This is a genomic window from Capnocytophaga sp. oral taxon 332 str. F0381 (genome assembly GCF_000318275.2).
Taxonomy (GTDB): domain Bacteria; phylum Bacteroidota; class Bacteroidia; order Flavobacteriales; family Flavobacteriaceae; genus Capnocytophaga; species Capnocytophaga bilenii.
The window spans coordinates 1-12,091 of the sequence record NZ_KB291282.1 but is presented as its reverse complement, the minus strand read 5'-3'; the positions used below and the strand labels follow the sequence as shown (position 1 = coordinate 12,091).

Genomic DNA, 12,091 nt, shown 5'->3' with positions numbered 1-12,091 from the left:
TTGCAGCTTGTGCCCAATTCAAAATTCAAAATTACCGAAGCTTCAGCGAAGGTTGAGCGAAGGATAAACACGTCATACCCATCAACTGTTAAAAAGACAATTTTAACTTTTGTTTAACAGGTAGTATAAAAGATAAACACTATCTTTGCGCCGTAATAATTAAATACTCATTTTCTTATGAAAAAACTCTTATTAATAGCAGTAGCTGCAGTAGCTATTGTAGCCTGCAAAAAAGACAAAAACGAGCCCGTAGCTCCTAACGGAGGTAATGGCAACAACGGCGGTGGCGGTACCCAAACCGAACAACCTACCCCCGTACCTGCAGGATTTGTAAAGCAAATCATCAAAACAAGTCTTACAGGTGCTGTAGCTACTACTACTTATAATGTAGAAAACAACGTATTAAAAAGTTGGGTAGAACAAAATTCGCAAAATACAGTTACTCACACATTAGAGTATAACGGTAAAAACCTAAAAACCTATCGCTTGCAAGATAGTAGTAGAGGGCTTGATGAATTGTACTCTTTTGTATATGAAAACAATAAGCTTACCAAAATCACTTATAAAACAGGTAGCAGTCAGCCAGATACCTTTATTGTTACTACTGATGACAAAGGGCGTATTACCAAAAAAGAAAACCCAGGGGTGGGCAATTATTTCAATGTGATGCCATCAGTTATTACCTTTGATTATGGTACCACTACACTCACTGTGAAAAATTACGATGGTAATGCTACAACCACTTGTGCTTATGGCTATAAAGATGACAATGTAGTAGCGGTAAATTACAATGGAGCTACACAAACTTATGAGTATGACACTACGGTAGTGAATGACCTTAGCAATCCTTATATCTTGTTAGTCGACTTAGCAAAAGTAAATGTACGTGGTCACGATGGTGATATTAGTTTCGTTGCAGAAGAAAACATTTTTGCAAATCAGTCAAAAAATGTATGTAAAAAATATCTTTTCTTTGATCGGGTTATTACTAAAAACGGAAACAAACCACTTGAAATTGTTAAACAACCTACAGGAGAGAAAATAATATATAAATATTAGTCATTAGTCGTTAGGCACGAGTTTACTAATGACTAACGAATAAAAAAAGAATCATTTTTTTTAATTAATTAAATACTATACAATGAAGAGAATTTTATTAATCGCAGTAGCTGCGCTTGCTATCGTAGCCTGCAAAAAAGACAAAGACGAGCCTCAACAGCCTGTGCCAGCACCAGCACCGGCACCAGCACCTGAAGCTGAAGCCACACACTCATTAGGAGATATTACCTATCCTAAAACAATAGTAACTACAAGAGAAGATAGTACTAGTAGAGGTAATAATCAAGTCACCACAGTTACTTATACCATAAGTCCTAAAAAACTTATTACTGAGTATACTACTGTTGCTAAATGGACAAATCAGTCTAACCTATCAACTAATGAGAAAGTTGTTTTGTCATACGATGCTAAAGGAGCAGTAGCTACTATCGTTACTACCGATTTACTCCAAAACAAAATAACTAGCAAAAAGGAGTTCCTTTATGTAGATGGTAAAGTGGATAAAATATTAGAAACATATGATAACGGCAGTGTGGCTACTATCACTTACACTTACTATGATGACGGCAAAGTAAAAAGCATTCATAGGAAAGATGCTTGGTCAGATATGACTTACAACCTTACTTACAGCGGCAATAAAGTTATTGAAAAAGTGATTGACCACGAAGATAATAGTGTGTATTCTGAAGATGAATATACTTTTGATGCCAATAATAATGTAGTAAGGATGGACGATAAAAAAAATAATCAAGCGACCATCCATACCTACGACAACAAGAAAAATTATAAAAATAATGAATTTTCTCGTTTGATATCTGGGTACTATGGTTTGCCTCGCCCTGACTATGGTAAAAACTATCGTACTACTACTAAAGTAGGTACTTTTACTCCTACAGTTGTAAACTATGAGTATACAGCTAATGACTATGTAAAGAAAACGGTAGAAGTATCTAAAAGTACTTACGGAGACCCTCGTAACCCTCAAACTCAAGTAGCTACGCAAACAGTAGAATATAGCTACTAAAAAAAATATATTAGAAGAATACTACTCTATATTTAGTCGTTAGTCTTCAGTCATTAGTCGTTAGTAAGCAACGCTTTGCATCTCTGCACGTGCGGCTCGCACCTAATGACTTCAGACTAACGACTAATATACTAACATAACATAAATACTAGCGATTTCCTACTAACAACTGATAACTTTTTAATTTATATTACAATGAAGAAGCTTTTATTAATCGCAGTAGCCGCGCTTGCTATCGTAGCCTGCAAAAAAGACAACAAAGAAGAACCTCAACAGCCTGCACCAGCACCCGCTCCACAAGTGCAAACAAACCCTTATATTGTAGATTTTGACTATCCCAAAACAATAGCCCTTGAAGAATCGTGGGGAACCACTACAATTACCCATTCGGTAACCGATCGTTTGTTAAGAGAGGTGGTTTATGTAAATCCTTTTGGTGGAATTACAACCACTACTTTCACCTATAATACCGACAACTACCTTACCAAAATATCCGAGCTAAAATCAGGAGCTACAGCTCCCGTTGTATTAGAACTTTCGTATAACGACAAAAAACAAGTGGAACGCACTTTGTACATTACCTCTTCTTATGGAGGAGTAAGTGTAGTTACAAGTACTTTTACCTATGATGCTGAGAGCAGAATTAGCCAACAAGTAGAAGCAAGTACTACCGAAGTGGCTACCGTTACCTATGCTTATGCAGGGAATACCGTTACTTCTACCGAGGTAAAATCTACAAGTACCGGTACCGCTACCGAAGTGTATACTTTTGATGCTAAAGGTAATGTAGCAAGCTATAATTACAATAACTATGTTCAGGTATATACTTATACCGAAGGACTAAACTACAATGGGCGCGGTGCATTCAAATTTATTGCTCCTACAGTAGTAATGACGAGCTTCCACCACGTAAAGCTATTTTATAACAAAAGATTTGAAAATGTAGCCCAAAAGTATCTTCCTAAGACATCTCCTATAGTGAGTGAATACAAGTATAATACGGTAAATAAACCTACACAAGTAGTTATCAAAGCAGTAGATGGGCGTACAGCTACACAAACGCTTTACTACTAAAAAAATATATTAGAAAATACTACTCTATATTTAGTCGTTAGTCTATAGTTGTTAGTCTATAGTCGTTAGTAAGCAACGCTTTGCATCTCTGCACGTGCGGCTCGCACCTAATGACTAACGACTTCGGACTAACGACTAAATTAAAAAAAAATTGACAAAAAACTTGCAAGTTTAAAAAAATGTTGTACCTTTGCACCGTCAATCATTGAAAGTTCATCATCTGCGGGTGTGGTGAAATTGGTAGACACGCTAGACTTAGGATCTAGTGCTTCACGGCGTGGGGGTTCGAGTCCCTTCACCCGCACTGTTAAAAACCTTAATTCACTACTGAATTAAGGTTTTTTTATTACCAATACCCCACTACACAGCTCGCACCAAACAACTATAAAAATGGATATATCAGTAGAACTAACCTTTAGTCCGCTACAGGACGACTTTGAAGAGCACATCATTCGCTTTATCAAAAAACTACGCGCTTCGGGGCTTGTAGTAAAAGAAAACCCTCTAAGTACCCAAGTATATGGCGAATACCACAAAGTAATGCAACTGCTCACTGCCGAAATGGAAGAAGCACTTGAGCTTATTGACAACGGATTGCTGTACGTGAAAATTGTAAAATCAAACAGGCAGGATTACGTGCCTTTTTTCTAAAATAATTCTTTAATTGTGTTCAACCAATACGATGGAGTGCCTACCCACTTGGTAGTACTCGAAATTATAGGCGTTATCTTTGGCTTCCTAAGTGTATGGTATGCCAGAAAAGGAAATATATGGGTCTATCCCACAGGCATCATCAGCACAATGCTGTTTGTATATCTACTTTGGCACTATGTGCTATGGGGCGATATGCTCATCAATGTGTATTATACTATTATGAGTATTTACGGCTGGGTACTTTGGGCGCGCAATGCACAAGATAACATTATCACTATCAGCCGTACTACCCCCGCCGATTGGAAAACAGCAGCCCTGCTGGGGGCTTTTAGCTTCTTGTTTGTGATAGGTGTGTATTACCTAAAACCTTTTATCAAGAACAACTTTAGTTTGCAAGGTGTTACACTCGGCTTTCACAATTTTTTGCCTACAGAATACGTAGATGTTTTTACTACCGCTATCTTCCTTGTAGGAATGTGGTTAATGGCTAAACGAAAAATTGAAAACTGGCTCTTCTGGATTGTAGGCGACCTCATTTCTATACCGCTATACTACATAAAAGGAATGGTATTCACCTCATTTCAGTATTTATTATTTACAATCATTGCAATAATGGGATATTTAGAATGGAGACGAAAATTACAACAGGAACTAATGAGCTTATCAAAGTAGCTTTTGTAGGACCCGAAAGTACCGGTAAAACTACCCTTAGCGAGCAGCTGGCTCAGTACCACAACACCCAATGGGTGCCAGAGTATATGCGCCTCTATCTGCAACAAAAATGGGATATCTTCAAGCAAACCTGCACTTGGGCAGATTTGCTGCCTATAGCCAAAGGGCAACTACAATTGGAAGCCGAAGCTGCCGCAAAAGCACACCATTACCTCTTTTGCGATACTTGCCTTATAGAGCTCGCTATCTATGCCCATTACTATTACAACAGATGCCCAGCACCCATAGAGCGTGCTTTGAAAACTACACACTATCAGCATATTTTTCTTACGTATATAGATACCCCTTGGGTAGCCGATGACCTGCGCGACCGCCCTCACAACCGCGCCGAAATATTTGATTTTTTCCAACAAAAACTACTCGAATACGGCTTCCCCTACACCGTTCTGAAAGGAGACCTTCAAGAGCGTATGGAAGTCGTAAATATGCACCTCGAAATGCCTTCTTTGTAATGTATATTGCTTATCACCCTATATACAATCACCCCGTACCCGATAACCATCGCTTCCCGATGCTCAAATACGCCCTCCTGCCGCAACAATTGCTGCACGAAGGCATTGCCCAGCCTACGGATTTTCATACACCCCAAAAAGCAAGCCCCCAAAGCCTCTGCTTAGTACATCACCCCGATTACGTACATCGTTTTATCCATCTGCAACTCACCCACAAAGAAGCACTGCCCATAGGGTTTGTGCAAAATGAGCAACTCGTAGAGCGCGAACTCACTCTCGTACAAGGCACTATCGATGGGGCACTTTGGGCACTGCAGCACCGGCAAGTGGCTTTTAATATAGCCGGAGGCACACACCACGCTTTTTCTGATAGAGGTGAAGGCTTCTGTATGCTGAACGACCAAGCCGTAGCAGCAGGCTATTTGTTAGCACATACAGCGGTGCAGCGTATCCTAATAATCGATTTAGATGTACATCAGGGTAATGGCACTGCCCAAATCTTCGCTAATGACCCCCGCGTGTTTACCTTCTCAATGCACGCCCAGCACAATTATCCCTTCCAAAAAGAACAATCTTCTCTTGATATCCCCCTACCCAACGGTACTACCGATGAGGTATATTTGCGCATTTTGCAAGATACCCTACCCCAACTGATAGCACAGCATCAGCCGCAGTTTGTGTTCTACCAGTCGGGGGTAGATGTATTAGCCACCGACAAGCTCGGCAAGCTATCCCTTAGTGTTGAAGGCTGTGCCGAGCGCGACAAGTTTGTTTTCCAGCAGTGCAAGGCACATCAGTTGCCCGTGCAGTGCGCTATGGGCGGAGGCTATTCGCCCCAGCTAAGGCACATCCTCCGTGCACATAGCAATACTTTCGCCGTAAGTGAGTAAACGGCAGGCGTAATTCATTAATTATTATTATATTTGCACCGAATAATAGATGAGTTAGAATTTTGCATATAAATAGAGAGCTTATGGAAAACTTGTATGATATGTCGGAAGAAGATATCAAACTCAAATTCATAACTCCCAGCATAATGGATAAAGGATGGGGTTATGATAATATTTCTATGGAAAAAATGGTTAAGTTTACTGATGGTAAGATTAACCTTAGAGGTAATCTTTTCTCTCGTAGTAAAGCAAAATATGCCGATTATATGCTTTACTATAATAAGGCTACCCCTATTGCTATTGTAGAAGCTAAAGATGCTACTCACTCTATAAGCTACGGAATGCAACAAGCAAAAGAATATGCTATGATGATGAATATTCCTTTTGCTTATAGTTCTAACGGACAAGGGTTTCAGGAATATGATTTCCTTACGGGAAAAGAAAGAACTCTTGCAATGGAGGATTTTCCTACCAAAGAAGAGCTTTACGAACGTTTTACGAGTGAAAATCATAATGGAGAAGGATTATCGGAAAAAGAACTTAAAGTCATCAATCAACCATTTTGTGTAGGTCAGGACATCTTCCCTCCTCGATACTATCAGCGCAATGCCGTTAATAATACGATAAATGCCGTTGCTCAGGGCAAAAAACGACTTTTATTAGTAATGGCTACTGGTACTGGAAAAACTTATACGGCTTTCCAAATTGTTTACCGACTATTGAAAGCAGGATTGGTAAAGAAAGTATTGTATTTAGCAGACCGCAATGTATTAGTAGACCAATCTATTCAGCAGGATTTTAAACCTCTTCAGAAAACTATACACAAAGTTGATTATCAGAAAGATTTAAACAGCGGCATCACAGCTTATGAGGTTTATTTTTCACTTTACCAACAACTTATAGGACAAGGAGGAAAACAGCAGTACAAAGAGCTGTTCAAACCTGATTTTTTTGATTTGGTAATTGTAGATGAGTGCCACAGAGGAAGTGCCAAAGACGATAGCAACTGGCGTGAAATTTTAGAATATTTTGATAGTGCAATACAGTTAGGGATGACCGCAACTCCTAAAGAAACTAAATACCAATCTAGTATAAATTACTTTGGCGAGCCTGTTTATACCTATAGCTTAAAACAGGGTATTGAAGACGGATTTTTAGCTCCTTTTAGAGTTGTAAATATTACCACTAACATTGGTGATGAGTGGAGGCCTACTGTGGGACAAGTAGATGTTTATGGCAATGAAATAGAAGACCGTATTTATAACAATTCGGACTACGACTATAAGATTATTATAGAAGACCGCATTAGGGAAGTATCTGAACAAATTACTCATTACCTGAAGCATACTGACCGAATGGCAAAAACAATCGTTTTTTGTGCCGATGAAGACCACGCTGAGAGAATGCGCATAGCCCTTGTAAATGCGAATTCGGATATGTGCCAAAAAAATCCTGATTATGTGGTGCGTATTACGGGAAGCGACCCTTATGGACAATCGAAGCTCGATTATTTTATTTCGGTAGCTGAAAAATATCCTGTTATAGCCACTACCAGCAAGCTTTTATCTACGGGAGTAGATTGTAAAATGGTAAAGCTGATAGTGCTTGACCAGCGTATCAGCTCTATGACCGAATTTAAGCAGATTGTAGGGCGTGGCACTCGTATTCGTGAAAAAGAGGGAAAAACTCACTTTACTATAATGGACTTTCGGAATGTTACCCGCCTATTTGCTGACCCTGATTGGGATGGTGAAGCAGAGATAGACCCCGATTATCCTCCTGATGAAACAGTAATTACTCCTGCCGAGCCCTGCCCTGTATGTGGGCAATTCCCTTGTGTATGTCCGTGTCCTATTTGTGGGCATTATCCTTGTGAATGTGAGGGTACAAATAAATCGCCTAAACCCTTTGTAGATAAAAACGGTTGTTCTGTGACAGTGATTAACAAAGTAGTATCGGTGTATGATACCAATGGCAAACTTTTGCGAACTGAGAGTGTTACCGATTATACTAAGAAGAATATCAACGACAATTATACAAACCTTGATGACTTTATCCTCCATTGGAATAAAGCAGAGAAAAAAGCTGAAATAACTGATTTGCTACGCGAAAGTGGTATTGATTTGCAAGCCCTAAAAGAAGACCAAGGAATGGCTGAGGTAGATGATTTTGATTTTATCTGCCATATAGCTTACGGCAAAAAGCCTCTTACACGTAGAGAACGCGCTGAAAATGTAAAGAAACGAGATGTTTTTAACAAGTATGGCGCTGAAGCCCGAAAAGTATTGGAGGCTCTGCTTGAAAAATATGCTATGGATGGTATCACACAATTAGAAAACACCACAGTTTTGAAACTTGACCCTTTCCGACAAATGGGAGCTCCTGCCCATATAGCCAAATTCTTTGGAGGTAAAGAACAGTATTTTTTGGCGGTGAAAGAATTAGAAAAATTGATATATAACATAGCTTAATATATGGCACTTAACAACTTTGTAAAAAGCATTCGGAAAATTATGCGCAACGATGCAGGTATCAATGGCGATGCCCAACGCATTGAGCAAATTGCGTGGATGCTTTTCCTTAAAATATACGATGTAAAAGAGGAGGATTGGGAATTTAATGAGGATAGTTATCAATCATTTATTCCTGAAGAATGTCGTTGGCGTTCGTGGGCAACAGATAAAGGAGATGGCAATGCCCTAACCGCTGATGCCTTGTTGGATTTTGTAAACAATACTCTCTTCCCTACTCTAAAAAATTTGGAAGTTACCCCTGATACTCCTATACGTAGTAGCATTGTATTTACGACATTCCAAGATGCTAACCAATATATGAAAGATGGTGTATTGCTTCGACAAGTGGTAAATGTAATAGACCAGCTGAATTTTTCCGATTATGAAGAGAGCCACGCTTTTGGAGAAATTTATGAAGCAATCTTGAAGGAAATGCAGTCGGCAGGTTCAGCGGGTGAGTTTTATACCCCAAGGGCACTTACGGATTTTATGGCTGAAATTATAGAGCCCAAAATAGGAGAAAAGATGGCTGATTTTGCCTGCGGGACAGGGGGCTTCATCACAAGTTGGCTAAACACTCTTGATAAAAAAGCTACTACAGCAGAGGCTAAGGAAGCTTGGGCTCAATCTATCTATGGAATAGAGAAAAAGCAATTCCCCTATATGCTTTGTGTAACTAATTTGTTACTCCATAATATTGATGCCCCTGCGGTAGTACACGATAATTCACTTACAAAAGATGTACTTAACTATACTGATGACGACAAGTTTGATGTGGTGCTGATGAATCCGCCTTATGGGGGTAGTGAAAAGAACGATATCAAACAGCATTTTCCGTCAGACCTTTCTTCCAGCGAAACTGCTGACTTATTTATGGTACTGATAATGTATCGCTTAAAACAAAATGGGCGTGCTGCGGTGATTCTTCCTGATGGTTTTCTCTTTGGTGCTGACAATGCTAAATTGGCTATAAAAGAAAGGCTTTTGAGAAAGTTTAACTTACACACTATTATCCGCTTGCCAGGTAGTGTATTTTCTCCTTACACAAGTATTGCTACTAATATTTTGTTTTTTGACAATGTGCAAGCAGAAGGAGCTGAAGAAGGTTTTTGCACCCATAAAACGTGGTTTTACCGCTTGGATATGCCCGAAGGGTATAAGCATTTTTCAAAAACCAAGCCTATGCAAGCTGTACATTGTCAGCCTATTAAAGACTGGTGGCACAATCGTGTAGAAATTGTTAGCGAAGATGGTAAAGATGAGAAGTCGAGAGTATTTACCGCGCAAGAACTCTTAGCGATGGATTGCAACCTCGACCAATGTAAATTCCCCAAAGATGAGGAGGAAATACTACCCCCAGCAGAGCTTTTTGACAACTACTACAAAAGACGTGCTGCCCTTGAGCACGAAATAGACAAAACTCTTTCGGAAATACAACAGATTTTAGGAATAGCCATAGAAAAATAGTACAATGAATAAAAAAGATCTTACAACATCTACAATAGAGAGGCAAAATATTTTGAATAATCGTTTTGCTATAAAAACTATACAAGAAAAGTTAGCCATAGAAGGAATGCTTTTTGAAGGAGAATATCGTTATACGAAGAAAATGGTTGCAGATTTCTATGGTGTAGAGGAACGTACTATAGAGCGTTATCTTGAAACTTATAGTGATGAATTAAAACATAATGGTTATATTTTATGTAAGGGTAAGTTGCTGAAAGAGTTTAAGTTACTTTTTGCTCCCGTCATCAATATCGGGAGCAAAACCACCCAATTGGGATTGTTTAACTTTCGTTCATTTCTTAATATAGGGATGCTTTTGACCGATAGTGAACAGGCTAAAAAAATGAGAAGTTTTATACTTGATATAGTTATTACAACTATTAATGAAAAAACAGGAGGAGGAACAAAATTTATCAATCGCAGAGATATAAATTATTATCCAGCAGCCATTCAAGAAAATAATTATCGTAGAGTATTAACTTCTTCTGTGAAGAATTATGTGTCAGGACATCAAACCTATAAGTATGCACAAGTAACAGATTTAATTTACAAAGCTGTTTTTAAGGAAAATGCTAAAGAATATAAGGAGATTCTTAAACTTGACACAAAGGATAGTGTAAGGCATACTTTATATTCTGAAGTTCTCCTTGTACTCTCTTCTTTTGAAAATGGGGTAGGGGTAGCTATTAAAGATGCCTATGAAAAGACGGGGATATTACTTACAATGAATGATGTAGAAGCTATTGTAAATCAACTTTTAGAACATCCTATCCAAAAACCTTATTTGAATGATGCTCGTAGTAAAATGGCTTCAAGAGATTTTAGTTTTCGTGATGCTTTTCATAGCAATATAGCAGAATATCTTAGTGTAGTTACTCCTGAAGAGTTTGAACGATTTATAGGAGACCAATCTGTTGATTTTGATACGATTTTAGAAGGAAATAAAGATGTTTTAGAACGTTTAAAATGAGTGTGATGATACAATATATTTCTTATGAAGAGGTTCTTGATGTTTATCATAAGACGATAACAAAAAGTGGTGGAGGATTAGAAGGCGTTCGAGATAAAGAAGCAATTCTTGCAATACTTGAATTTATTCAGAATGATGATTACTACCCTTCTTATGCTGATAAGTTGGCATATCTTGTTTTTCGATTTTGCTCAGGACATTTTTTTATTGATGGTAACAAGCGACTTTCCTTGACTTTAGGTGCTTATTTTCTTCATAAAAATGGATCTTATTGGGAGGCTTGTGTTTTTATGAGTAAGATGGAATCTATTGTTTATCATATTGCGGCATCACATATAGATCAAGAACTCTTAGGAGAAATCATTTGTTGTTTTCTTGCAAGAGAAGAATATGATGAAAATCTTCAATTAAGAATTGCTCTTGCAATGAGTATGGGTGATTTAGGTATTAGTGAAAATAATGAATTATGACAGCAGACCAATTACGCAAATCTATACTTCAGCAAGCTATACAGGGCAAACTTGTGCCACAAGACCCTAATGATGAGCCTGCCTCTGTACTTCTTGAACACATTCGGGAAGAGAAAGCTCGGCTTGTGGAAGAAAAGAAAATCAAGAAGGAAAAGAACCCTTCTGTTATTTTTAGAGGAGAGGATAATTCCTATTATGAGAAGTTCACCCTATCGGGCGAGGTAAAATGTATTGATGAGGAAATCCCTTTTGAAATACCTAACGGGTGGGAGTGGGCAAGAATTTCTAATATTTTTCAAATTAATCCTAAAAACATTTGTAATGATGAGTTAGAAGTCGCTTTTATACCTATGGAAAAACTTTCAGCAGGTTATGGTTCCAATTATTCTTATGAAAAAGTAAAATGGAGCAAAATAAAAAAAAGTTTTACTCATTTTGCTAATGGTGATATTGCTTTTGCAAAAATCACCCCTTGTTTTCAGAATCGTAAATCGGCTGTGTTTGAAAAATTACCTAATGGTATTGGTGCCGGAACGACAGAATTAAAGATACTTAGAACCTTTGCTGAAACAATAAATCGTTATTACCTCCTTTACTTCTTAAAATCTCCTTATTTTATAGAAGAAGCTATATTCAAAGGAACTGCTAACCAACAAAGAATAATTTCTGGTTATTTGGAAAATAAATTGTTTCCTATTCCTCCTCTTGCAGAGCAGCAACGTATTGTAGAAAAAATAGAGGAACTTA

Annotated in this window: 12 protein-coding genes and 1 tRNA gene; all 13 read left to right on the top strand. The window is 38.1% G+C overall.

Going from position 1 to position 12,091, the window contains the following annotated elements:
• Positions 1 to 177: 177 nt before the first annotated feature.
• Entirely contained in the window at positions 178 to 1,059 is an 882-nt protein-coding gene (locus HMPREF9075_RS03450; protein ID WP_009415112.1) for a hypothetical protein, read from the top strand.
• 82 nt (positions 1,060 to 1,141) lie between these two features.
• Positions 1,142 to 2,083: a hypothetical protein gene (locus HMPREF9075_RS03445; protein WP_009415111.1), complete on the top strand. Its 942-nt coding sequence runs from the start codon at positions 1,142 to 1,144 to the stop codon at positions 2,081 to 2,083.
• 195 nt (positions 2,084 to 2,278) lie between these two features.
• Entirely contained in the window at positions 2,279 to 3,157 is an 879-nt protein-coding gene (locus tag HMPREF9075_RS03440) for a hypothetical protein (protein ID WP_009415110.1), read from the top strand.
• A 222-nt stretch (positions 3,158 to 3,379) separates the two neighbouring features.
• A tRNA-Leu gene (locus tag HMPREF9075_RS03435) sits at positions 3,380 to 3,461 on the top strand.
• 86 nt (positions 3,462 to 3,547) lie between these two features.
• On the top strand, positions 3,548 to 3,808 hold the full coding sequence (locus HMPREF9075_RS03430) for a hypothetical protein (RefSeq protein ID WP_009415109.1): 261 nt from the start codon (positions 3,548 to 3,550) through the stop codon (positions 3,806 to 3,808).
• 15 nt (positions 3,809 to 3,823) lie between these two features.
• Positions 3,824 to 4,483 carry a nicotinamide riboside transporter PnuC gene (gene pnuC, locus HMPREF9075_RS03425; RefSeq protein WP_009415108.1) on the top strand — a complete coding sequence of 220 codons (660 nt, stop codon included), beginning with the start codon at positions 3,824 to 3,826 and terminating at the stop codon, positions 4,481 to 4,483.
• The gene (locus HMPREF9075_RS03420; RefSeq protein ID WP_009415107.1) at positions 4,438 to 4,995 is read left to right on the top strand and encodes an AAA family ATPase; all 558 of its coding nucleotides are present in this window, start codon (positions 4,438 to 4,440) and stop codon (positions 4,993 to 4,995) included. The genes pnuC and HMPREF9075_RS03420 overlap by 46 nt, the downstream gene beginning before the upstream one ends.
• The gene (locus tag HMPREF9075_RS03415; RefSeq protein ID WP_009415106.1) at positions 4,995 to 5,885 is read left to right on the top strand and encodes a histone deacetylase; all 891 of its coding nucleotides are present in this window, start codon (positions 4,995 to 4,997) and stop codon (positions 5,883 to 5,885) included. The genes HMPREF9075_RS03420 and HMPREF9075_RS03415 overlap by 1 nt, the downstream gene beginning before the upstream one ends.
• An 83-nt stretch (positions 5,886 to 5,968) precedes the next feature.
• Positions 5,969 to 8,356 (top strand): EcoAI/FtnUII family type I restriction enzme subunit R, encoded by a 2,388-nt coding sequence (gene hsdR / locus HMPREF9075_RS03410; protein WP_009415105.1) that lies wholly within the window; start codon positions 5,969 to 5,971, stop codon positions 8,354 to 8,356.
• A 3-nt stretch (positions 8,357 to 8,359) separates the two neighbouring features.
• Positions 8,360 to 9,865, top strand: coding sequence for a class I SAM-dependent DNA methyltransferase (locus tag HMPREF9075_RS03405; protein WP_009415104.1), 1,506 nt, complete (start codon positions 8,360 to 8,362; stop codon positions 9,863 to 9,865).
• 4 nt (positions 9,866 to 9,869) lie between these two features.
• On the top strand, positions 9,870 to 10,874 hold the full coding sequence (locus tag HMPREF9075_RS03400) for a hypothetical protein (RefSeq protein WP_009415103.1): 1,005 nt from the start codon (positions 9,870 to 9,872) through the stop codon (positions 10,872 to 10,874).
• Between the two features lie 5 nt (positions 10,875 to 10,879).
• On the top strand, positions 10,880 to 11,344 hold the full coding sequence (locus HMPREF9075_RS03395; protein WP_198144773.1) for a type II toxin-antitoxin system death-on-curing family toxin: 465 nt from the start codon (positions 10,880 to 10,882) through the stop codon (positions 11,342 to 11,344).
• Positions 11,341 to 12,091: restriction endonuclease subunit S (locus HMPREF9075_RS03390; protein WP_009415101.1), on the top strand; the 751-nt coding region annotated here is incomplete at its 3' end. The genes HMPREF9075_RS03395 and HMPREF9075_RS03390, both read left to right, overlap by 4 nt.

What these genes read in the sequence shown, in the direction of transcription:
- HMPREF9075_RS03450 (WP_009415112.1), top strand. Translation starts at nt 178, where the DNA reads ATGAAAAAACTCTTATTAATAGCAGTAGCTGCAGTAGCTATTGTAGCC.
- HMPREF9075_RS03445 (WP_009415111.1), top strand. Translation starts at nt 1,142, where the DNA reads ATGAAGAGAATTTTATTAATCGCAGTAGCTGCGCTTGCTATCGTAGCC.
- HMPREF9075_RS03440 (WP_009415110.1), top strand. Translation starts at nt 2,279, where the DNA reads ATGAAGAAGCTTTTATTAATCGCAGTAGCCGCGCTTGCTATCGTAGCC.
- HMPREF9075_RS03430 (WP_009415109.1), top strand. Translation starts at nt 3,548, where the DNA reads ATGGATATATCAGTAGAACTAACCTTTAGTCCGCTACAGGACGACTTT.
- HMPREF9075_RS03420 (WP_009415107.1), top strand. Translation starts at nt 4,438, where the DNA reads ATGGAGACGAAAATTACAACAGGAACTAATGAGCTTATCAAAGTAGCT.
- HMPREF9075_RS03415 (WP_009415106.1), top strand. Translation starts at nt 4,995, where the DNA reads ATGTATATTGCTTATCACCCTATATACAATCACCCCGTACCCGATAAC.
- hsdR (WP_009415105.1), top strand. Translation starts at nt 5,969, where the DNA reads ATGGAAAACTTGTATGATATGTCGGAAGAAGATATCAAACTCAAATTC.
- HMPREF9075_RS03405 (WP_009415104.1), top strand. Translation starts at nt 8,360, where the DNA reads ATGGCACTTAACAACTTTGTAAAAAGCATTCGGAAAATTATGCGCAAC.
- HMPREF9075_RS03400 (WP_009415103.1), top strand. Translation starts at nt 9,870, where the DNA reads ATGAATAAAAAAGATCTTACAACATCTACAATAGAGAGGCAAAATATT.
- HMPREF9075_RS03395 (WP_198144773.1), top strand. Translation starts at nt 10,880, where the DNA reads ATGATACAATATATTTCTTATGAAGAGGTTCTTGATGTTTATCATAAG.